The following is a 21,910-nucleotide window of genomic DNA, read 5'->3' as shown; positions in this document are numbered from 1 at the left end:
GTCACATCGGATCACCACGGAAAATCGGGGAAACCATGTGGCGTCATCTTGATCGAAGGTTTGCGCTGGTCATAGCAAGCGCGTTGTCGGCAGCTATTTCGCAAGAGCTTCATGCACAGAATCCGGTCGCGCACGAGCAGTCCGCGGCCGCGGCACTGATCTACGATTTCGATTTGCCGGAACAGCCTTTGGCCGTGACGCTGCGCGACATCGGGCAGCGCACCGGCACGAACGTCTTGTTCGAATCCGGCATCGTCGAGGGAATGCGCGCTCCGGCATTGCATGGACGATTCGGCGTTCAGCAAGCGCTGGAACAGGTGCTGCAAGGCACGACCCTTCAAGCCCGACGAACTTCGGCACGTTCCATCGTTGTGCAGTCGGCTCGCCAGTCGGGGGCGAGGGCGAAAGGCGACGACGGCGCCACGGCGCCGTCGCAGCGAGGCAATTCGGCAAACAAGGACGCAGACAAAGACGAAGCGCGAGCCGCTGCCTCTGCGTCGTACGGGCAGGCTTCACCGGCAACGAGCAGCCCTCAAGCCAGCGGGTCCGCGGAGGGCGGCAACAAGCCGTCGCTGATGGGCGCCGTCCAGGTGATCGGCTATCGCACCAGTGCGGCGACGAGCGCGACGGGCGTGGTGACCGAAATCATCAACACGCCGATCTCGATTTCCGCGCTCAATTCGCAGTTTCTCGAGGACACCGGTTCCTCGCGGCTTATGACGGCGGTCGGTGCATTGACCGGCGTGACAGGGCAGAACAACAGCGGCGAGGTCGGCACGAATTTCGGCGTACGCGGATATGCGGTGACGCCGCAGATCGACGGCTTCGATTCTCTTTCGATCGCAGGCGGACTCGGTTCGAGCGCCGGCGTCGATCGCGTCGAGGTGTTGAAAGGTCCATCGGCCGTGTTCAACGGCAACGTGCCGCCGGGCGGCTCGATCAACATCATCTACAAGAAACCTTCGTTCACGCCGCAGACGTATTTCGAAGGCGAGTACGGCAGTTGGGCCTATCGCAGCGGCGAATTTTTTTCGACCGGGCCGGTGAACGACCAATTCGCCTATCTCGTCGACGTCTACGCGAAGAATGCCAATGGCTGGGTCAACTGGACCGGGCAGAACGAGCGCACCTACATCCTCGGTCTGACCTGGAAGCCGATCGACGATCTGAGCATCAACTTCAACTACCGCAACATCAAGAACAAGGATCAGGTGTCGACGCTGCCGGTCAGCCATCCGGGCTTCATCGGCTCGGGTGCGCCGCAGGATACGTACCTCGACAACTGGGTCGCGCAGAACTACGGCGCCAATGAGCCGCCGCAGACGATCACGGTGGAGAAGTATCTGCCGGGTGGCGCGCGCTACAACGTGCTCGGGCCGCAGAACTACAACAACGAGCTGTCGCGCTTCTGGAGTACCGAGATCAATTACACGGTCAACGACCACATCCAGATACGCGACACGTTCGGCCACGTCGATTTCAGCTGGGGGTTCCTTTCCCTGCTGCAGAGCGGCGCCAAGGTGCTCGGACCCGATGGCAACGTCAGCACGTACGGTCTCGCCTCCGGCTTCTTCACCGGCAAGCAGGCCGGGTCCGGATGGGAGAACAAGCTCGAAGCGGCATTTTCGTTCGATACCGGCGCGATCAGCCATTCGCTGCTCGTCGGTTTTCAGGCGTCCTACTCGTCGCTGGACTACGCGCGATTCTGGGTCTACCCGCTGGCTCCGGTAAACGCGCAAGGCCTGCCGTGGAATTTCTTCCGCGACGGTCCTCTGATGCTCGGAAATGAGAACGCGATCCTGCACGCGATTTCTCCGACGCCCAATCTGGAAAATCTGCACGACGTCGGACATGCCAATACGCACGCCTATTACATGGCCGAGCAGATGTCGATGTTCGACGACCGCCTGCATGTCCTGCTCGGGTTGCGTCATACCAAGACTGAAGGCGAAGTCATCCAGGGCGTGGAATCTGCTTCCAGTGAAACGACGCCGCAGATCGGCATTCTCGGCAAACCGTTCGCGCCGGATTCGTTCTTTGCCGATACCGCGTTCTTCGCCAATTACTCGAAGTCGTTCACGCCGTCGGGGATCATCCAGCCGGGTACCACCGAACTGGTGCCGCCGCAGAAAGGCACCGGCAAAGAATTCGGCGTGAAGACGGCGTGGCTCAACGGCGCGGTGACGAGCACCGTTTCCGTGTTCCGTGACGATCTCAGCAATATCGCCACGCCCGACTATTCGCATATGGGCGAGAACGGCGGGCTGGTCGAGTACAACCTCGGCGGCGTCGGCCGCGCGCAGGGTTTCGAGGCCGAGGTGACCTGGTTGCCGAACGAGAACTGGCAACTGTCGGCGAACTTCACCGACTTGCCCGTAGCCAAGTATCTCGAGTATCCCGGCGTGCCGCAGCAGATCGGCATGCGCTTCGGGTCGGCGCCGCGCCAGGCCGCGAACCTCACGGCCAAATACACATTCAAAGAAGGTCCGCTGCAAGGCTTCAGCCTCGGCGGCTGGCTGCATGCGCAAACGTCCACGAGCGGCGTGCTCGGCGGAGACTGGCATTACGACGTACACCTGCCTGGTCTCGCTCAGGTGTCCGCGTTTGCCGCCTACAAATGGAACCGTTTGGATTTCCGCTTCAACATCGACAACCTCACCGATCGTCGCGGCTACGTGATGAACAACGCATTCCAGCCGCAATCGCCGCGGTCGTACTATTTGACCGTGAGGTATGCGCTGTGAGCCGGTCCGGGCAGTTCGTGCCGACTGTGCGAGTGGTGGGCGAAAGGCGGCGGCGGTGGTTGGGGCTGCTCGGATGGACCGGGCTTGTCGTACTTGCCGGCTGCAGTGGCCGCGACGAATCAGCAGGTTCAGCGGCGGCACCGCTCGCTCGGCCCACCGCTTCCACGCCGGCCAGCGAAGCGCCCGGCACCATCGTCGAAGTGAAGCCGTACGCCGATATCGATCCATCGATTCGCGATCTCGGTGCCGAAGCGCTACGCGTGCGCTACCGCTCCACCTCGAGCGACGGCCAGCACAGCGTCGTCACCGGCGCGCTGTTCATTCCTTCGGGCACGCCTCCGTCGGGCGGCTGGCCCGTGCTTTCGCACGCGCACGGCACCACGGGCGTGACTGCCGACTGCGGCCCATCGAGTTCGCCGAACCTCTACGGCATGGCGGTCGTGGTGGTGACTTATCTGAAGGCCGGTTACGCCGTTGCGTTCACCGACTATCAGGGCCTCGGCGGTGACGGCAAGCATGTCTATCTGGACAACAAGACCGAGGGCTACAACGTCATCGATGCAGTGCGTGCGCTGCGCAACGCGAAACCCGGCGTGATCTCCAATCGCTGGGTGGCCGTCGGCAACTCGCAGGGAGGAGGGGCTTCGTGGTCGGCGGCCGAGCAGGCGCCGGTGTACGCGCCCGAGCTGCGGCTTCTCGGTGCAGTCAACGCTGTGCCGGCGGCGAATATTTCCGGCTACGCGCAAATGGCGGAAGACGGGGCGATGACGCCGATACAGAGCGCGGCGTATGTCGCGATGCTGATCACCCAGGCCTGGGTCCATTCGGACTTCGATGCCGACCAATACCGCCGCGGTTCGGTGAAGACGAATTGGGACGTGCTCGGAAGCTGCAAGGATCTGGCCGCGCGCACCGCCGCTGCGCTGCAGATGAAGCCGGATGAACTGAAGCCGGCGACGCACGAGGCGACGCTCAAGCTGCAGGCCAACCTGCAGGCACTGGCCGTGCCGCAACGCAAGGCCGATGCGCCGATGCTCGTGATCTACGTCGGCAAGGACGAATACATCAATCCGGCATGGACCAAACAGGCGATCGAGGACGCCTGCAAGCTCGGCACGAAGATCGACGTCGATTTTCAGGAAGACAAGAGCCACAACACCTTCGACGCGTCACACGCCCTCGACTGGCTGCACGATCGGCTCGACGGAAAGCCGTTGCCGAAGTCGTGTTGACCGGCGACATGGGCTGCCGGTGTACGGCGCAACGGAAAGACCGGCCTCGGCGCGTGCGTTGCCCGAAGCGTCGCAGCGAGCACTTCTACAGAGACGTATCGGCAAGGACAAGATCGGCCGCTCTGCAGCGCCGATGAAATCGTTTCACCCGCCGCGCTGCGGCGCGCGAGCGCCGGCGCGATAGACAAAAGTATCTGCGCGAGATTTTTCGCGCAGCGGAGGAGTGCGGCCGCCTGTTGAACGAACCGCGCGGAACGTCGCACTCGGTGATACCACTGCGGCATCGATGAACAGCCGCGCCATAACAACACCAACTACATAGAGAGGGAAATATGTTCGATGCGAATTCCATTTCCACCCGTCGCTCGCGTGTAGGCTTATTGACTCTGGCCTTGATCGCAGGCTGTTTTACCACAGCGGCCGAGGCGGCCACCTATTACATCGATTCGGTCAACGGTTCCGACAGCGCTGCCGGCACGAGCGCGGCGACCGCGTGGCAAACGCTGGCCAAGGTGAGCGCGACGACCTTTGCCGCAGGCGATCAGATTCTGCTGCACACCGACCAACGCTGGGCGGGGCAGCTCCATCCGAAGGGATCCGGTGCGGCCGGATCGCCCATCGTCATTTCGAGCTACGGCGGCGGCGCGATGCCGATCATCGACGGAGGTTCGCTGGCCACCGGCGGTGCGGTCTATCTGTACAACCAGCAGTACTGGACCATCCAGGGGCTCGAGGTGGTCAACAACTCCGGAGTCAACAACGTGGGCAGTGCCTCGGCTCAGGGCCTGAGCCGCTATGGCATCTACGTCGACAACGATTCTCCGTTGAACGGCGGCCAGCAGACCTATCGCGGCATCACCATCCAGAACAACTACGTGCATGACGTGAATGGCTGCTTCGCCTGCAGCGACGTGAATCCCCAGATCAACGGCGGCATCGTCGTTGCGGCGGACCCGCACAGCCCGCTCTGGCACGGCACGGACAACTACGAGGATGTCGTCATCGCGAACAACCTCGTCGAGCATGTCGGCCGCACGGGCATCACGTTCTGGGACGCTTCGACGGGCTTCTATCTTTCTCTCGACCCGAGTGCGCTCAGCAACAACATCACGATCCACGGCAACCGGGTCTACAACGTCGACAGCGACGGCATCGTCATGGTCGGCGCGAAGAACTCGATCATGGATCACAACATCGTCGGCAACGCTGGATCGGTGACGGTGCAGGGTTCGACCGAGCCGTCGGCGGTGGGCTTGTGGCCTGCCCGCGTGTACAACGTCCTGGTGGAATACAACGAAGTGTACGGCGTGCTCACTTCGCAAGGCGTCGATGGAGAGGGCTACGACATCGATCTCTGCGCGCAGTACGTGACGCTGCAGTACAACTACAGCCACGACAACCAGGGCGGGTTCCTGGTGATGGAAGGCGGTCTCGGCACAGGCATCAATGCCACGGTGCGCTACAACCTCAGCGTCAACGACAGCTGGGGCAACCTGACCGGAGTGTTCACGTTCGCCTACGGAGTGATACCGCATACCGCGATCTACAACAATACGGTCTACATGGCTGCCGGCATGTCGGCGAACTTGATGAACTGCGAAGGCTGGAACTGCACGAACGGCTACGCCACGAATTCGTACAATCCGTTGAGTTTCCAGAACAACATCATTGCCAACTTCGGCACCGGCAACTATCAAGTTCCGACCGGTTCGGGCACGACGCTCAACCACAATCTTTTCTTCGGCAATCATCCGAGCGGCGAACCGGCCGATCCGTTCAAGATCACGTCCGACCCGCTGTTTGTGGCGGCATCTGCAACGGCACCGATCGGCCCCGGATCGGTATCGGGATACCAGGTGGGCCCGGGTTCGCCCGCGATCGGCAGCGGAGCAGTCATTTCGAACAATGGCGGCCTGGACTACTTCGGCAATGTCGTGTCGGCGACGGCGGTGCCGACGCGCGGCTTCTACGAAGCCAATCACTGACGACAGCGAAGTCGTGCATGACTCCTCGGTGCTGAGTCGAGGAGTCATGCACCCGATAGAGAGGCTAGAACGAATAGCGCGCCGTCAGGCTCGCGCCTCGCGGCGCCCCGGGGAGATTGAGATTGGGGCTGCTGCCATGCCCGGACACGATGTAGCGTGCGTTGGTGAGATTGGTCAAATTGAGCTGCAGACTCAGTGGGCCGGCGTAGTACTGCGCCATCAGATCGGCGGTGACGTAGCCGGGCAGAGTGACGGTATTGCCCGGATTGGCCTGACGCGCACCGACCAGGTTGAGGCCGCCGCCGAATTGCCAGTGCTCGGCAAACGAATGCGTCACCCAGACATTGCCGCTGTGGCGAGGCGTCAGCGTGGCGCGCTTGCCTTGTATCGGTTGGCCCGAGTCCATGGCGATCGAGTGAGTGATGCGCGCGTCCAGGTAGGCGTAGCCGGCAAGCAAGCGCCAGCCGTCGGCAAGATCGGCGGCGCCGCTAAGTTCCACGCCGCGTGTGCGCTGCTCGCCGATCGGCAACACCTTCTGCGTCAGCGGATCGGTGGTCTTGATTCCGTCGCGTTCGAGTTGGAACAGCGACGCAGTGAAGCTCGCACGCCCTTCGAACAAATCGTATTTCGCCCCGAGTTCGGTGTTGCGGGTGTGCTCGGGAGCGATGTCGGCATTGTTCGCCGCGAGCGCAAAGGCCTCGCCGGAGGGTTGGAACGAACGGCTCCATGAAAGGTAGTACGACTGTGCCGCGGACGGTTGCCAGACCAAGCCGGCGCGAGGACTCGGCGCGCTGTCCGTGCGCGACAGGTTCGGTTGCCCCGGTAAGCGGTTTTCCGTGGCCTGCTTGAAACGGTCGTAACGTATGCCGACGAGCGCCTTCCAATGCTCGCCCCAACTGAGCATGTCCTGCACGTATACCGCGGTCGTGTCGAAACGGCCCAGATTGTTCGCGCTCGGCGGGAGCGTCACGGTCAGAGGCAGCACAGGCAATTGCGGATGAAACAAGTCGACCACCGCAACGCCGTTGGCGCTGCGATTGAGCAACGATTTGTCTTGTCTGCCGAGTTCCATGCCATAGAGAAAGTCGTGAGCGATCGCGCCGACTGCAAAGCGCTGGTTGAGTTCGGTTTGGTTGAACCACCCGTGTTCGTCACGGAGCACGTTGGAACGATTGAGCGTGACCGTCTTCGCCTGCTCATTCACGCTGCCCGGCAACGTGTTGTTCCGATCGAGCGTGTAGTCGTACCAGCGCAAGGTGTTGCGAAGGGAGAGGTGATCGTTGAATGTATGACTCAGCGTTGCCGTGGTCGACGTCACTTTCGATTCGCTGGTATCGACGTTGCGAGCATTGGCCGCGCCGTAGTAGGTACCGACCGGCACGTCAACCGGGCGGCCGCGAAACGCCGGGATGCCGAAGTCGGTCACGCGGCGGTCCTGCAAATAATCGGCCTGCAATAGCAGGGTCGTGTCCTGGCTCGGGTTCAGCAGGAGCGACGGCGCGATCGTTCGGCGCTTGAGAAATTGCGGGTCGCGATAGCTGTCGGCGTCTTCCGTCGCACCGGTCAAGCGCCAAGCGTTGTCGCTGTCGCCGAAGCGATGGCCGATGTCCAGTTCGGCGCGGCGGTCGGCCCAAGTGCCGTAGCTGAGGCTGACCTCGCCGATGTCGATGCCTGGCTGTTTGGTGATGCGGTTGATCAAGCCGCCGGAGGAACCGCGCCCATACAGGACCGAAGCCGGTCCTTTGATCACTTCGATCCGCTCGATGTTCGACAGGTCGCGAAAGTAGAGCGCATCGTCGCGGATTCCGTCGACGAACTGATCGGCGATCGCAGTGAAACCGCGAATGGAGACTTGGTCGCGCTGACCGTCGCCGGTGGAAAAACCGACTCCGGGTACATTTTTCAGCGCGTCTTGAATCGAGGTGGCGTGTTGGTCGCGCAGCAGCGCGGCCGGGACGACGTTGATCGTTTGCGGCACGTCGCGCAGTTCGGCTTCGATCTTGGTCGCGCTGATTGCGCGACGAGCGCGGTAGTCGCCGGTTTGTTCGGCATGCACGGTGACTTTGGGGAGCAACTCAGCCGGCTCGGCATCGGCTGCGGAAACGTTGTACGCGGTGACCGCCAACAGGGCGGCGGGCAGGGGAAGAAGACGCATTGGAAGGCCTTTGATCGCAGCAGGGATAGAAACGCCCCGCTTGCCCGCACTCAGCCCTCGCGTTGAAGCGATTCGTGAATTTAGTGCAAGTGGGCTGGCGTGGCGCTGGCTGCGTCAGGCTCGGGTAGACGATGGTGGGATCGCGATGTCGCGATCGGTGATCGTCTATACAAGAGTGTGAATTATTGTCATTTGTAAGCGATGTGGCAAGCCTGACTTCAATCAGTGAGTCGGGTGAGTTCCGTCGTCTGTAGAGAATTCGGCGGCGTCATGCCGGTCGATGTGACTGCGGACGATTCACTTCCTGCGATGGCGCGTGCCGATTTGCGACTTGCTTCCCGCCTCCATTTCTCCAACGCCGACGCACTGCGCAGATCAACGATTGGTGCGAACGATTCAAGTTGGAGCCGACGGCTGCAAGCACAGTCACGCGGTTTCGTACTGAAAACGCCGAATCCAATTGCTGAAGTCGGCCTCGGCTACGAGTGCCTGCTGTCTACGCACCGTAGTGGTCGCTGCCGCGCGCCTGTCATGGCGTGCATCGCGCGGCGCGATGCCGTAAGCCTGGCGAAACGCGCGGCTGAAATGCGCTTCGCTGACGAAGCCGTGCGCATATGCGATTTCGGCGATGAGGCGGTCGTGGCCGGGATTTTCGAGTGCATGGCGACAACGCGCCAGGCGCCGCGCGAGCACGTAGCGGGAAATACCGCCATAAGGTTTGAACAGCCGATACAGGCTGCCACGCGAAATGGCGGCCGCCATGCAGATTTCCTCTGTGTCGAGCCGCGGTCGGTGCAGGAGGGTTTCAACACAGCGTTTGGCGCGCGCCAGCGCCAGTTCCTCTTGCACGGTCGGTGCGATATTCGCGTTCGTCGGCTGCATGAGCGCGGCAAACAGTCCGGTCAACGATTGAGTCACCAACGGCGCTTCCTCCTGCAACAAGGATGGAAGGCGGCGCTGCAGCGAAAACACGTAGTCGGAGAACAAGGCCGCGGCCGTGCCGCGCAGCACGCGGCCGTGCAGCCGGTCGGTGGCGAGCAGCCGTTCCAACATGCTGCGCGGAACGATGAGCGAGAGCGTGTCGGAACTGTCGGCCTGCGTCGCGAGCGGCTTGGCAAAATCGAGGATGCTGACTTCACCGGGACGCAGGTCGATGGATTCGCCGTCGACGTCGCCGCGATAACCGCCCTTGTGATAGACCTGGATCAGGAAATGGTCCATCCCGTCGCGACGGATCATGCGCCGCGTGCGCGCGAAGCGTTGTCTGGCAACCGAGGTTTCGCAAAACAGCATATCGCCGAGATGGAAAGTGTCGACTGCGGCACGGAACGGCTCTTCATCGTCGGCGTCGATGGTCGGCTCGAATATCACCGATACGGTTTCGCGCCAGATCGGGTAAGCATCGCCAACGGGCAGATCCGCGGTCGAGAAGCGCACGAACGGAACGTTGCCGGACTGTACGGTCGGTTGCTGTTGCGCCATCTCGGCTCCCCCTGGAGCGATCGACACTGAAGTGCTCAGTCAAATATCTGAGGCATCCGGTCAAGTGGTCGTGTCCGACGCTCAATACACTTGCCGCTCGCCAGTGTAGCAAACGCGCCGTTGCGACACAGGGTTCGCATGGACTTGCACGGGCGCCGGCGCCTTCTGCGCGTTGCCGTTGCGGGAGGCGATTCGAAGGGGCTTTCGAGACGGATCTCGGCGACGACCGAAGCGATCCGTCATGCAGTTTTTGCCTTGTTGCCGGGTTTGGCGCACGTCCACTTTGGTCGTTCCCTGGCGTTCGGCTGCGCAACATCACCCTCACGACGTCGCATGGCTTTCGGGCGAGTTCGATACACCGATCTATAGAAAAAGGCAGAGCGTAAATGACAACGTCCAGTTTGATTGTCCGCGCCTATTTCGTGATGGCGCTTCTGCTTCTGGGGTTCTCTGCCCACGCGCAGACTGTGCTGTTGTCGAGCATGGGCGACGGCACCGCCGCGCACGCGGCCAAGCTGACCACCCAGGAAAAAGGCCTTGCTTCGAGCGGGGCAATGATGCCGGTGTCCGGCTACAGCCAAACCGCAGTGCCCCTGCTCACTCTCGACCTTAACCAGGGGGAGCCTTACTTCGGAAACGTCTATGGGGGCGTGCTGCAAGCGCTGCCGTCCACGATGACGTTCACGAAAATGGACGCCATCATCAACCCGCAAAATACGCTGATTCTGCTGGGGGCGAAGCTGACCATTACTGCGCAGTTGTACCGGTTCCAAAGACAAGGGCCGGTGGGGCAATTGGTTTCGGTACCGGGGGCGGGATGTACGTTTACCGATGCCAGTACTTTGCAGGCGCCGAACCCGACGCAGACGTACGAAAACATCATCCCTCCGAGCGAGCTGGGAGTTTGCAGCGCAACGTTTTCCGCAACCATTCCCGCGGGCGACTCGCTGATGTGGGTGATCAGAATGACCGCCAGTCCGACAACCCCCGGTGCGCTGTTGACGCAGAGTTTGTCAATCGATGCGTCGATCTCGCTGTCGCCGTAGCGCTGCGATGCACACCGTCTGTCCATTTTCCCGTCTGGCTGTCCGCGCATTTTTCGCGACAGCACTTTTGCTCCCGGGCTTCTCGGCCCGTGCGCAGAGCGTCTTCCTATCGAGCATGGGCGTCGGCGACGTGAAGAAGGCGGCCACGCTGACCACCCAGACGGCAGGTTTTCCTTCAAGCGGTGCGCTGATGCCGGTCTCGGGCTACAGCCAGACCGCGGTGCCTGTCATCCAGCTCGAGGCCAGCAACGGCAAAGCCTACTTCGGGAACGTGTATGGAGGCGTGCTGCAGGTGATGCCGGTCGCGATGACCTTCACGAAAATGAACGCGATCATCAACCCGCAAAACACACAGATCCTCATAGGGGTAAGGCTGACTGTTACTGCGCAACTGTACCGGTTTCAAAGACAAGGAGGATCCGGGCAACTGGTTGCGGTGCCGGGGGCAGCGTGTACGTTTGTCGACGCGAGCACTTTGCAGGCCCCGAATCCGACGCAGACGTACGAGAACATCGTTCCTCCGGGCGAACTAGGAGTTTGCAGCGCGGCGTTTTCCGCGACCATTCCCGCGGGCGACTCGCTGATATGGCTGATCAGCATGACCGCCAGTTCAACAATAGGCGCGTCGCTGACTCAATCTCTGTCTATCGATGCGTCGATCTCGCTGGCGACGTTGGCCGCGCAGACGCTGACTTTCGGCGTCGCGCCGATGGTGACGGTGAACGGCATCGGCTCGGTCAACGCAACCAGCGCTACGCCGAACTCGGGCAATGCGATCGCGTATTCGACCAACTCGACCGATTGTTCAGTGACGAGCGCGGGTGTCGTGACCGGTATCAATGCGGGCACGAACAATTGCGTCATCGTCGCCACACAGACCGGCGATGCGAACTACGCGACAGGCACGGCGACGCAGACCCTCAGCATCGGCCAGGCCGTGCAGACGCTGGCCTTCGGTGTGGCGCCGACGCTGGTAGTGAACGGCACGGGCACGGTGCGCGCGACGAGTGCGAGTCCGAACTCGAGCAACGCGATCACATATTCGACCAGCTCGACCGATTGCTCAGTGACGAGTGCGGGCGTCGTGACCGGGATCAATGCCGGTACGAACAACTGCGTCGTCGTCGCGACGCAGGCCAGCAACACGAACTATGCGCAAGGTACGGCAACGCAGATTTTGAGCATCGGCAAGGCGAATCAGACGATCGCGTTCCCCGCGCAGAGTCCACTGAGCCATGCCTTCGCCTCCAATGGTACGTTCGTGATCGCTCCGCCGGCGACGAGTGCGACGCCGAATTCCGGCAATGCGATCGCGTATTCCTCGCTCACTGGTAGCGTGTGCTCGGTCAGCGGCACGACGGTGACGATGCTCGGTGCAGGTACGTGCACGATCGCGGCCGATCAAGCCGGCAACGCCAACTACGACGCGGCAGCAACCGTGATGCAGAGCGTGGCGATCGGCACGGCCGCGCAGACTCTGAGCTTCGGCGCGGCACCGGCCGTGATGGTCAACGGTACGGGTAGCGTAAGCGCAACCAGCGCCAACCCCAACTCGGGCAATCCGATCACATATTCAACTAGCTCGAGCGATTGCTCAGTGACGAGTACAGGTGTCGTAACCGGGATCAATGCGGGCACCAACAACTGCGCGGTCCTCGCGACGCAAGCCGGCAATACGAACTATGCGCAAGGTGCGGCGATGCAGACTTTGAGCATCGGCAAGGCGAATCAGACGATCGCGTTCCCCGCGCAGAGTCCGCCAAGTCATGCTTTCGCATCCAATGGTACGTTCGTGATCGCTCCGCCGGCGACGAGTGCGACGCCGAACTCCGGCAATACGATCGCGTATTCCTCACTCACCGGCAGTGTGTGCTCGGTTAGCGGTACGACGCTGACAATGCTCAATGTAGGCACCTGCACCATCGCGGCCGATCAGAGCGGCAACGCCAACTACAACGCGGCGGCAACAGTCACGCAGAGCGTGGCGATCGGCTTGGCCGCGCAGACACTGAGCTTCGGCGCGGCGCCGGTGGTGGTGGTCAACGGTACGGGTAGCGTAAGCGCAACCAGCGCCAGCCCCAACTCGGGCAATCCGATCACATATTCGACTAGTTCGAGCGATTGCTCAGTGACGAGCACGGGTGTCGTGAGCGGGATCAATGCGGGCACCAACAACTGCTCCGTCGTCGCGACGCAGGCCGGCAACAAGAACTATGCGCAAGGTACGGCGACGCAAACTTTGAACATCGGCAAGGCGAACCAGACGATTGTCTTCCCCACACAGAACCCGGCAAGCCATGCCTTTGTGCCGAACGGCAGCTTCGCGATCAATCCGCCGGCGACGAGTGCAACGCCGAACTCCGGCAACGCGATCACGTATTCCTCGCTTACCGGCAGCGTGTGCTCGGTCAGCGGCACGGCGCTGACGATGCTCAACGTGGGCGCCTGCACGATTGCGGCCGATCAGGCCGACAACGCCAACTACAACGCGGCGGCACAAGTCGTTCAGAACGTCGCGATCGGTCTCGCCAGCCAGTCGATCAGCAGCTTCGTTGCCGCGCCAGCGAGTCCGACGTTTGCGGCAGAGGGCACGTTCACGGTATCGGCGAGTGGCGGCGGCTCGGGCAATCCGGTGACGTTCTCGATCGCAACCGCAAGCGCGGGCGTCTGCAGCGCGGGCGGCACGAACGGCGCAACCATCACGATGCTCGGCGCGGGTACCTGCACATTGCTGGCCAATCAGGCGGGCAACACCCGCTACGCAGCGGCCACGCAGGCGACACTGGCAGTGACGATCGCGCGTAAGACGACGACGATCACGCTGGCCGCGGCACCGACCGCTGCGCAGGTGGGACAAACCATAACGATCACGGCGACGGTAACCGGCGATCCGCCGACAGGCACCGTGACGTTCTGCAACAACGCAACGACGATCGATGCGAACTGTACTGGGGGTACGCGTCTTTGCTCTGCGGTGCAATTGGTGCCGGGCACGACGAGTTCCACTGCGGTCTGCACGACGAGCTTTGCCGTACAGGGCACGCAAATGCTCAGCGGCTTCTACGCGGGCGATGCCAACTTCACCGCGACCGCGACGACCCAGATGTTGGCGCTCGCGGTCGAGGCACAAACGCCGGTCGTGCCTGCGCCGGCGTTGACGCGGTATGCGCTGGCTTTGCTCAGCCTGTTGCTCGGACTCGTAGGTTGGACAAGGCGCTATTCGAAATAGTCTTCATCGAGGAATCGGACCGACGTCGGAATATCCGGGCCGTACTCGATCACCTTTTGCATCAATCGCGGGGCCGATCGGACCGCGGTGATTTTGGAGAAGAGTTCGAACCTTGACCACAGTGCAAAGCTGCTGAACCAACTCATGACCAATGACTGGAGGATTAGCATGGCAAGCGAAATTTTAGACAACGAGCTTCTGCCGCAGCATCAGAAAGCGGTGGATATCATTGAGCATCTACCGGACCTGCAGAAACAGGCGGGGGGCCAAGGCTTGGTTGCCCCGGCAGGTCTCGCGGTTGTAAGTGCCACCCTGGCATACGATCGCGAGTCGGGATTTCTCGGCGGTTGGATCACCTATCCGTTCGATCCGATCAAAATCCGTTTTGTGTCGACTTCGTTCACAGTGCGTCAGCTCAGCTTTCACGGCACCGGCGGATTTGTCAATGTAGCCATGTCGCGACAGGATCTGGTCGGCAAGCGCGGAAAGTTCTTTGCTTCGGGCAACAAGGAGGTCAGCGCGCTGCGTCTTTGGCTCGATGACAAATTGGTATTTGCGCCGCTGTTTATTCTGGGCCAAGGCGGGAATGGTCACTTGGCGGAAGGCGAGGTCTTGTTTACCGCGCGCGAGTAGCCGAGCAAATGCGGCAAACATGCCGGCTGCCGGCGTGCACATGAATTCCTTGACAGGTTCACCGCAATTTTTTATTTCATCATGGGTTGGGAGTGCGGATGCAGGCGTTGATCTTCGGATCAACGCCTGACAACTCGGAAACGACATTTGCAACTCGGTATTGAGACAACCCCCGGTTATGCCGGGGGACAATCTATGTTTCGTCCAAGACCGAGCCATCCCGAGTAGGGATCTTCATCACGTAGAGTACGAACGGAGCGAACACGCACAGCGTGATCAACTCCTGCAGGATCTTGAGCTGCGCCAGGTTGAGCATCGTCGCCCCGAGGCGGTTGGCCGGAACCTAGGTGAGATATTCGAAGAAAGCGATCCCCCACCTCACGAGCACCGCTGCCTACCACGGCAGTTCTCGGCTGACGACTGCAAATTTCCGAACCGGTCGACGTGCAGCTGTACAAGCAGCTTTACGCTTTCTCGGCAATTCGACGCCGCGAGCTCACTCGCCACCGCCATCAGGCCATAGATTCCTGCTGGCAGCGACCTATCGAATAATTTCTTTTTCCAATGACAGAAATATCCGGGAGATGGATTTACAGGTTTGCGACATCAAGCGTAGGGTAGTGCCTCGCGGAAAATAATATGACTCCTATAAAACAATTGGAAATCATAATTCACTTCCGTGGCAATGCGGAGAATCCGCGTCATTGAAAAATCTGCCGAATAAAAAAGGAAGATATCCATGAAAAGAAATTTGTCGAAGCATTCCTTCGCTTCATTGAGTCTAGGCTTTCTCTTGCTGGCGCTCTCGTTTGCTGCCAACGCGGATGGCGTTCCAGGATATCCCGGGTCTGGAGGAACTCTCGTTTGGTACGTCAAGCTGGTGCCGATTGGCGGTGGCTGGGTTGAGGAATATATGTGCCAAGTGGACGGTGGCTGCAGGGATATGTTTATCCGATATCAAACCGCGAAGAAGGATTAAGTGCCGCTCGTCGCATAATCATTTCGACTTTTGCTCGGCGGCCTTCCTCAAAGCCCGGTCGAGAAATTCACTGAGCCCCTCGGTTCTGCCGGGGGGCTTTTTTTGCTTTCCTTTCTCCGCCGGTTTTGGGTGGAGTCGCAGGCCTCAGTTTCAGGTGACTGAGGTGGCCTCGAACAAGTGGAGCATGCAGCGATCAGGCGGCGCACAAGAAAACACATAAGCGTGAAATCCTCCTGGCGATCATCCGTTGCGATTGGCAGACGGAAATTCCCAAGCGTGTAATCTGCCGCGTTCGCGGCTTGAACGCGAACGCGCTGTACTGTCTATTGACCGAGGATGAGGCGGCGACGGAAGATGCCGAGGCGCAAGCGCGAACGTGAGTTGGGAAGACTCCGAGATCCGGGGCGGTTCAACGACGCGTGTCATTGAAACAAGGAGCTTTCTCTCATGTCGTATTCCGCCGTCTCGGTCCGTTTGGCGATGCTTGCTGCCCTGGTCCTGCCGGGTGTGCTTGCGCCGCAGCACGCTCACGCCGCCGAAACGCGCACTTTCGAGGCGGGGGACGGAAGCTACCGCTTCGAATATCCGCTGATGTTCTCTTTGGATCATCTATTCGCGGACGGGACGGGGAACGTAACGGGCGTCAAGGCTTCCACGCCGGCCAATGGTGACGTGCTCATCACCTTCCTGGGGCCTCGCGACGCCGGCGACATCCAGGAAGTGAGCGAACGGACGCGCCAGTCCATTACCGACGCGTTCAAGAAGGCAATAGCGGTTCGTCCATCGATCGAACTCAAATCCTCAACGATGACGACGATGCTCGGCCGGCCGGCGGTGGACATGGTTTTCCATAACGGACGATTGCCTTTCAGCAAAGAAGATTTTCAGGTAAAGCGCTATGTTTTCACCGTTGTCGGCGGCAAGGCCTATAACTTCGAGTGCATCTACCGTAAAGATAAGGCGGAGCAATTCGCGCCGGCTTGCGACCTCGCCGTTTCGACCGTCAAGTTGCTCGATCCTGCTGCGAAGGCGCACGCATCCGCGGAAGCCGATACCGACGAGCCGACGACGAACGGCGCGGGCGGCTGCACCAAACTAGAGTTGAACAAACGCGCTATGGTGGTGACGGATATGACGTCCCGTTTGCTGGCGAACGACCAATCTCCGGCCATGATCGAACGGCTGAAGAAGGCTCGCGCTGCGACAATGGCGATTGACGAACGCGCAGGCAGCAAGCCTTCCGAACGGGATTGCAAAGACATGGACGCCGTTGCCGAAACTCTGAAATAGACCCGGTCCGGCGCTCAGGCAGCGATGATCCGTTGCAGAGCGCGTTGGGCTAGCCCGTTGATGCTCGACAAGAGGTCTTCGCATGAGTCGACAGGCCAACTGGCAAGCTATCCGGCACGGCCACTACTTCACTGACGGAGCGTTATCGAGTGGAATACGTCAGTGGGACGACCTTGGCGCCATCAACAATGTCTTGGGTTCCAGATACGCGCTCATGCCCCATTTGCCCATTTCGCGTCCGAGGCCTGAATATTTGAATCCGCCGAACGGCGCGCGGGGTTCGTGGGCCAGTGTATTGACAAGCACGCGGCCGGAATCGATCTGGCGCGCCACGCGCTCGCAACGGTCGATGTGTTTGCCGAGCACGACGGCGCTCAGGCCGTAGAGTGTGTCGTTGGCGATGGCGATCGCATCGGCTTCGTCCTCATAGGCGATAACGGTGAGCACCGGGCCGAAGATTTCTTCGCGCGCGATGCGCATCTGGTTGGTCGCGTCGGTGAAGAGGGTCGGCTTGACGAACCAACCGGCATCGAGGCCATGCGGCCGTCCTTCGCCGCCGGCAAGCAGTCGTGCTCCTTCCTCGATGCCGAGGCGGATGTAACTCTGAACGCGCTCCCATTGCTTCGCGCTGACCATAGGGCCGATGTCGGTATCGGCCTCGCGCGGGTCGCCGGATTTGATGTGCGCGACCGCTTGCTGGGCGATGCATTCGAACTCCGCGAGCCGATGACGCGGTACGAGGATGCGTGTGCCGGCGATGCATGCTTGGCCGCTGTTGGCGAATCCAGCCTGCAACACGAGCGGCATGATGTCGGTGAAATCTGCGTCGTCGAGCACGACGGTGGGCGACTTGCCGCCGAGCTCCAGCGTCACGCGTTTCATCGTGGCGGCGCCCGCGCTGAGAAGATGTTGACCTACGGCGGATGAGCCGGTGAAGGAGATCTTGGCGACATCGGGATGGCGCGCGATTTCTTCACCGACCACGTCGCCGCGACCGTTGACGATATTGAACACGCCTTTGGGCAGGCTTGCCTCGTGCAACGCTTCGGCAACGATCTGCGTCTGCAGCGCACTCATCTCGCTGGGCTTGATGACGGCGGTACAGCCGGCGGCGAGAGCGGTTGCCAGCTTGTTGCAGATGAAACCGGCGTTGCTATTCCAGGGAGTGATCAGGCCGGCCACGCCAACCGGAGTCTGGATCACGCGCGCGTTGCCGGCCTGTTCCTCGAACTCGAAGGATTTCAGGGCGTCGATGGTCTGGGCAATCACATCGGCCGGATAGGTCGCCATCCAGCGCGAACGCACGGAAGGGGCTCCGTACTCCATCACGACGGCTTCCATCAGTTGATCCTCGCGCGCAGCGACGGCTCGATGCATGCGTTGCAGGGCGGCAATGCGCTCCTGACGCGTGGTGCGCGACCAGATCGGAAACGCCGCCTTGGCCGCAGCAATGGCGCGCCGTGCATCGTGCTCATCGCCGAGGCGCACCTGACCGATGACTTTCTCGGTGCTCGGGTTGTGCAGTTCGAACCATTCCTGGCCGTGCGGCAAAAGAAACTCGCCGTTGATGTAGATGTGTTCAATGCGTTGCATGTGATGTCCTCAGAAGACCTGGCTTGTGGTTCGCACAGCGCGTCGGGAGCCGGCGATCGAATCGTTGCGTAACCCAATCTAAGGAGAGATCATTGTTCTGATAAGGCGTCATATTTTTGATGATGTGTCCCGAAAATCAGGACAATTCATGCACCGCACGGGAATGACCGAACTCGAGGTAATCCTGGCCGTCGCGCGCCGCCGCAGCTTTCGCGGCGCGGCGTTGGAACTGGGCATGTCGACCACGGCCGTGAGCAGCGCGGTGGCGGGATTGGAGGCGCGCCTGAAAGTGCGCCTGTTCAATCGCTCGACGCGCAGCGTTGCGCTTACCGATGCGGGGCGGCGTTACGTGGAGCGCATCACTCCGGCGATTGCCGAAATCCGCAGCGCCGGCGAAGAAGCGAGCACCGGGCCCGATACACCGAGCGGCACGTTGCGTATCAATGTTCCGCAGGGAGCGGCCTTCCTTCTGCTGGAGCCGCTGTTCAGTCACTATGCCCGGCGCTATCCGCAGGTGCGCATCGACATCGTGAGTGAATCGCGCATGGTCGACATCGTCGCCGAAGGTTTCGATGCCGGCATCCGCCTGGCCGAGTCCGTACCGCAGGACATGATTGCCGTGCCGTTGTCGCCCGATATCCGCATGCTGGTCGTCGCAACGCCCGAGTATCTCAAGCGCCACGGTACACCGAAGCATCCTCGCGACCTGCTTACGCATCAGAGCATCGGCATGCGCATGTCGCACGGCGGCATCTATCACTGGGAACTGGAAAGCGGCGAGCACAAGCTGCAGATGGATTTACCCGTGCGTATGGCGCTCAACGAGCTTGCCGCCATCAAGCAGGCGGTGCTGCTCGGACTGGGCATCGGATTCATCTCCGAATGGTTCGTCGCCGACGAGTTGAAGTCCGGTGCATTGAAGCCCGTGCTGGTTGCGTGGTGCCAGCCGTTCGGTGGCTTGCGGCTCTATTACTCAGGTCACCGGTTCGTGCCGACGCGGTTGCGCGCGCTGATCGACCTGATTCACGAACTGCGACTAGCGAAAAAATGAAGCGGACCGCGAAACACTCAATCGAGCCTGCCCGATGAGGAGTGCTCGTTATTCCTGGACGAGTCCGTCGAACACATGTGCGATCTCGGCGGGCGCAAATACACAGTGAGCCCGATGGGCATCGCTTGTGTCTGCTACCTTTCCGAGGCGATGAGCTTTATGCCGGCGGCGGTGTACAAGGCACACAAGCTGCCCTCGATCCAGCGTCTCAGTCGTCCGTAAAGGGCGATCATCGGGGCGGTCGAGAAGAGGATCGCATAGCCCCCGAAGACGAGAACGCCGAGTACGGCGCAGCCGCCGATGATCGCGGGTAGCAGGCCGGCGGGGGCATCGTTGCGAAGTCCCAACGACATGATCGCGATCCATGCCAACACGGCTTTGGGATTGCCAATATGCATGAGCACGCCTTGGCGATAAAGCAGGCCATAGGGCAGCACCGAGCGGCCGTTGTTCATGTCGACGATATCGGACGTCGCGCGCATAGCCGAGCGTCCGGCACGGAACGCCAGATAGAGAAGATAAGCACCGCCCATGAGCTTGATGACGAAGAGCGCTTCGGCATAGGTCGCCAATACCGCGGAAATGCCTGTCGCGGCAAGAACCGCCCAGAAGAGTGAGCCGGTGATGACGCCGGCCGCGAGGGCGAGGGCAGGGACGCGGCCGTCGCGCATGGCTGTCGCCATGATCGCCATATTGCTTGGTCCCGGACTGGCGGTAGCGACGAGATAGGTGCCATACACGAGTGCGATCTGACTGGCGATCATGCAACGATTTCCTGATTCTGCGAGCTGCCTGCATGCGGCTGAAGATCGCTGCGGTGGACGATATGAATCTTGTTGCCGTCGGGATCGCGCAGATAGGTGCCGAAGTAGCCTGCGCCGTAGTGCGGCCGCTCGCCTGCTGCGCCTTCGTCGCTGCCGCCGTTCGCCAAACCCGCCGCCCACGCCGCCGTCACCGCTTCGCGGCTGAGCGCGAGAAACGCGACCATGCTGCCGTTGCCGACCGTGGCGGGCTGTCCGTCGCGCGGCTTGTAGACGTAGAAACGCGGCAGCGATGCCTGGCCGGATATCCAGCAAAGCGCCGGAGGTCCGCCATCCGGCGTGACGAGCCGTTGCTTGAGGCCGAGCGGCGCAAGCACCGCATCGTAAAAGTGAGCGGCACGCTCAAGGTCATTCGATCCAACGGTCACATGGCTGAACATTCTGCCTCCGTGCACAGGCCACGGTGGCGTGCGCTTCCAAAGCTTTCGGCCTTAGCCTATAACGCGTTACACATTGGCGCTATGAAAATAGTGTCACGTGACACTATTGGAATCATCAACGATGCGCCTTCGATCTCCCTGGACGCCGCGTCTCGCCGATAGAGAGGCAAATACCACCGAGCGGCTGGTGCTGGCGCTCGCAGACGACATCGTCGAAGGCCGGCTGAAAGGCGGCGACCGGCTTCCTGCCCATCGCGATCTCGCATGGAAACTCGGGATCGGACTCGGGACTGTGACCAAGGCCTACGCGGCTCTCGACCGCCGCGGTCTGACACGGAGCGTCAAAGGACGCGGAACATTCGTCGCGATTCTGCAGGCTCATGAGCGGCGGCAGATCGACCTCTCGTCCAATGCTCCGCCGAGACTGCTGACCGATCGGCTGCTTGCACGCACGCTGGCCGAGGTCGCGAAGAAGATCGACGCGGATCATCTCAATCTCTATGCGCCTCCCGGCGGTCATCTCGAACACCGTCGCCTCATGGGCCGCTGGCTCGAAACACAGGGCGTGCCTGCCGATCCGGCGTATCTCGTTCTGACCGGCAATGCGCGCCAAGCCATCGCACTGGCATTCGAACTGGCCTGCGGCCGGCACGGAATTATTCTGACCGAGCGGCTGACCTATTCCGGGGCGATCGCCTTGGCGCGGCGCGGCGGACAGCGGATGCGCGGCGTCGATATCGACGCGGAGGGAATGATCCCGCAGGCATTGGCGGTCGCGCTTGCCGAGGAGAAAGCGGAGCGCAAGGCGGTCTATCTGACCCCGACGCTGCACAACCCAACGACCGCGACGATGAGCCGCCTGCGACGGCAGACGATCGTCGAGATATGCCGCGAGGCGGGCGCGTCGATCATCGAAGACGGTGTATATGCCTTCGCCGCAACGGAGCCGCCGCTGGCCGCTCTGGCGCCGGACATCACGCTTCACGTCAACGGTTTGTCGAAGTCGCTCGGTCCGGGTCTGCGCATCGGTGCGCTGGCACTTCCAGTGGAGATGATGGATGCAGCCGAGGCGATCGTTCGCGACATGCCGATGGAGCCGGCGCCGCTGTCCTGTGCGTTGGTGGAGCAATGGCTGGCGAGTGGTCTCATCGTCTCCGTTCAGAAGGATCTGATCGATAACGGAGCCGCCGCTGGCCGCTCTGGCGCCGGACATCACGCTTCACGTCAACGGTTTGTCGAAGTCGCTCGGTCCGGGTCTGCGCATCGGTGCGCTGGCACTTCCAGTGGAGA

Annotated in this window: 16 protein-coding genes; 10 read left to right on the top strand and 6 right to left on the bottom strand. The window is 61.3% G+C overall.

Annotated elements, in window-relative coordinates; genetic code table 11:
• Positions 1 to 11: 11 nt before the first annotated feature.
• Entirely contained in the window at positions 12 to 326 is a 315-nt protein-coding gene (locus FFS30_RS24200) for a hypothetical protein (RefSeq protein ID WP_249352307.1), read from the bottom strand.
• A gap of 249 nt (positions 327 to 575) precedes the next feature.
• Here FFS30_RS24200 and FFS30_RS08095 point away from each other — a divergent pair, with 249 nt between their 5' ends.
• The 3 genes from FFS30_RS08095 to FFS30_RS08085 all read left to right on the top strand — a co-directional run bounded on the left by FFS30_RS08095 (position 576) and on the right by FFS30_RS08085 (position 5,961).
• Positions 576 to 2,744, top strand: a complete 2,169-nt coding sequence (locus FFS30_RS08095; protein ID WP_249352305.1) for a TonB-dependent receptor — start codon at positions 576 to 578, stop codon at positions 2,742 to 2,744.
• 59 nt (positions 2,745 to 2,803) lie between these two features.
• A complete protein-coding gene (locus FFS30_RS08090) occupies positions 2,804 to 3,976 on the top strand; it encodes a lipase family protein (protein ID WP_171014496.1) in 1,173 nt (390 codons plus the stop codon).
• A 332-nt stretch (positions 3,977 to 4,308) separates the two neighbouring features.
• Positions 4,309 to 5,961, top strand: coding sequence for a right-handed parallel beta-helix repeat-containing protein (locus FFS30_RS08085; protein WP_137912651.1), 1,653 nt, complete (start codon positions 4,309 to 4,311; stop codon positions 5,959 to 5,961).
• A gap of 64 nt (positions 5,962 to 6,025) precedes the next feature.
• Here the strand turns inward: FFS30_RS08085 and FFS30_RS08080 are convergent, their stop codons facing one another.
• Together FFS30_RS08080 and FFS30_RS08075 are read right to left on the bottom strand one after the other, a co-directional pair.
• A complete protein-coding gene (locus FFS30_RS08080; RefSeq protein ID WP_137912650.1) occupies positions 6,026 to 8,116 on the bottom strand; it encodes a TonB-dependent siderophore receptor in 2,091 nt (696 codons plus the stop codon).
• Positions 8,117 to 8,542: 426 nt separating this feature from the next.
• Positions 8,543 to 9,598, bottom strand: a complete 1,056-nt coding sequence (locus FFS30_RS08075; protein ID WP_137912649.1) for a helix-turn-helix domain-containing protein — start codon at positions 9,596 to 9,598, stop codon at positions 8,543 to 8,545.
• Between the two features lie 386 nt (positions 9,599 to 9,984).
• Here FFS30_RS08075 and FFS30_RS08070 point away from each other — a divergent pair, with 386 nt between their 5' ends.
• From FFS30_RS08070 to FFS30_RS08045, 5 genes are all read left to right on the top strand, one after another.
• Entirely contained in the window at positions 9,985 to 10,644 is a 660-nt protein-coding gene (locus FFS30_RS08070) for a hypothetical protein (protein ID WP_137912648.1), read from the top strand.
• Positions 10,645 to 10,759: 115 nt separating this feature from the next.
• Positions 10,760 to 13,873 (top strand): Ig-like domain repeat protein, encoded by a 3,114-nt coding sequence (locus tag FFS30_RS08065; RefSeq protein WP_212742429.1) that lies wholly within the window; start codon positions 10,760 to 10,762, stop codon positions 13,871 to 13,873.
• 168 nt (positions 13,874 to 14,041) lie between these two features.
• Positions 14,042 to 14,506: a hypothetical protein gene (locus FFS30_RS08060; protein WP_137912646.1), complete on the top strand. Its 465-nt coding sequence runs from the start codon at positions 14,042 to 14,044 to the stop codon at positions 14,504 to 14,506.
• A gap of 739 nt (positions 14,507 to 15,245) precedes the next feature.
• On the top strand, positions 15,246 to 15,485 hold the full coding sequence (locus tag FFS30_RS08050; protein WP_137912645.1) for a hypothetical protein: 240 nt from the start codon (positions 15,246 to 15,248) through the stop codon (positions 15,483 to 15,485).
• A gap of 447 nt (positions 15,486 to 15,932) precedes the next feature.
• Entirely contained in the window at positions 15,933 to 16,775 is an 843-nt protein-coding gene (locus FFS30_RS08045) for a hypothetical protein (RefSeq protein WP_137912644.1), read from the top strand.
• 159 nt (positions 16,776 to 16,934) lie between these two features.
• Here FFS30_RS08045 and FFS30_RS08040 read toward each other — a convergent pair whose 3' ends face one another.
• Positions 16,935 to 18,368, bottom strand: a complete 1,434-nt coding sequence (locus FFS30_RS08040; RefSeq protein WP_137912643.1) for an aldehyde dehydrogenase family protein — start codon at positions 18,366 to 18,368, stop codon at positions 16,935 to 16,937.
• Positions 18,369 to 18,516: 148 nt separating this feature from the next.
• Here FFS30_RS08040 and FFS30_RS08035 point away from each other — a divergent pair, with 148 nt between their 5' ends.
• Positions 18,517 to 19,419, top strand: a complete 903-nt coding sequence (locus FFS30_RS08035) for a LysR family transcriptional regulator (protein WP_171014494.1) — start codon at positions 18,517 to 18,519, stop codon at positions 19,417 to 19,419.
• A gap of 134 nt (positions 19,420 to 19,553) precedes the next feature.
• On the opposite strand, the gene FFS30_RS08030 is transcribed toward FFS30_RS08035, so the two are convergent.
• Positions 19,554 to 20,183 carry a LysE family translocator gene (locus tag FFS30_RS08030; RefSeq protein WP_137912642.1) on the bottom strand — a complete coding sequence of 210 codons (630 nt, stop codon included), beginning with the start codon at positions 20,181 to 20,183 and terminating at the stop codon, positions 19,554 to 19,556.
• The gene (locus tag FFS30_RS08025) at positions 20,180 to 20,620 is read right to left on the bottom strand and encodes a VOC family protein (protein ID WP_137912641.1); all 441 of its coding nucleotides are present in this window, start codon (positions 20,618 to 20,620) and stop codon (positions 20,180 to 20,182) included. The genes FFS30_RS08030 and FFS30_RS08025 overlap by 4 nt, the downstream gene beginning before the upstream one ends.
• Positions 20,621 to 20,741: 121 nt before the next feature.
• Between FFS30_RS08025 and FFS30_RS08020 the strand changes: the two genes are divergently transcribed.
• Positions 20,742 to 21,910 (top strand): PLP-dependent aminotransferase family protein (locus tag FFS30_RS08020; RefSeq protein ID WP_137912640.1); only part of this gene is annotated, 1,169 nt, incomplete at its 3' end.

Origin of the sequence: Rudaea sp. 3F27F6 (genome assembly GCF_005503555.1) — a bacterium.
GTDB lineage: Bacteria > Pseudomonadota > Gammaproteobacteria > Xanthomonadales > Rhodanobacteraceae > Rudaea.
Note: the sequence above shows the minus strand (reverse complement) of the source record. Positions and strands in the feature narration are given on the sequence as shown.

What these genes read in the sequence shown, in the direction of transcription:
- FFS30_RS08075 (WP_137912649.1), bottom strand. Translation starts at nt 9,598, where the DNA reads ATGGCGCAACAGCAACCGACCGTACAGTCCGGCAACGTTCCGTTCGTG.
- FFS30_RS08050 (WP_137912645.1), top strand. Translation starts at nt 15,246, where the DNA reads ATGAAAAGAAATTTGTCGAAGCATTCCTTCGCTTCATTGAGTCTAGGC.
- FFS30_RS08060 (WP_137912646.1), top strand. Translation starts at nt 14,042, where the DNA reads ATGGCAAGCGAAATTTTAGACAACGAGCTTCTGCCGCAGCATCAGAAA.
- FFS30_RS08065 (WP_212742429.1), top strand. Translation starts at nt 10,760, where the DNA reads ATGGGCGTCGGCGACGTGAAGAAGGCGGCCACGCTGACCACCCAGACG.
- FFS30_RS08035 (WP_171014494.1), top strand. Translation starts at nt 18,517, where the DNA reads ATGCACCGCACGGGAATGACCGAACTCGAGGTAATCCTGGCCGTCGCG.
- FFS30_RS08080 (WP_137912650.1), bottom strand. Translation starts at nt 8,116, where the DNA reads ATGCGTCTTCTTCCCCTGCCCGCCGCCCTGTTGGCGGTCACCGCGTAC.
- FFS30_RS08045 (WP_137912644.1), top strand. Translation starts at nt 15,933, where the DNA reads ATGTCGTATTCCGCCGTCTCGGTCCGTTTGGCGATGCTTGCTGCCCTG.
- FFS30_RS08085 (WP_137912651.1), top strand. Translation starts at nt 4,309, where the DNA reads ATGTTCGATGCGAATTCCATTTCCACCCGTCGCTCGCGTGTAGGCTTA.
- FFS30_RS08095 (WP_249352305.1), top strand. Translation starts at nt 576, where the DNA reads ATGGGCGCCGTCCAGGTGATCGGCTATCGCACCAGTGCGGCGACGAGC.
- FFS30_RS08030 (WP_137912642.1), bottom strand. Translation starts at nt 20,183, where the DNA reads ATGATCGCCAGTCAGATCGCACTCGTGTATGGCACCTATCTCGTCGCT.
- FFS30_RS08040 (WP_137912643.1), bottom strand. Translation starts at nt 18,368, where the DNA reads ATGCAACGCATTGAACACATCTACATCAACGGCGAGTTTCTTTTGCCG.
- FFS30_RS08070 (WP_137912648.1), top strand. Translation starts at nt 9,985, where the DNA reads ATGACAACGTCCAGTTTGATTGTCCGCGCCTATTTCGTGATGGCGCTT.
- FFS30_RS08025 (WP_137912641.1), bottom strand. Translation starts at nt 20,620, where the DNA reads ATGTTCAGCCATGTGACCGTTGGATCGAATGACCTTGAGCGTGCCGCT.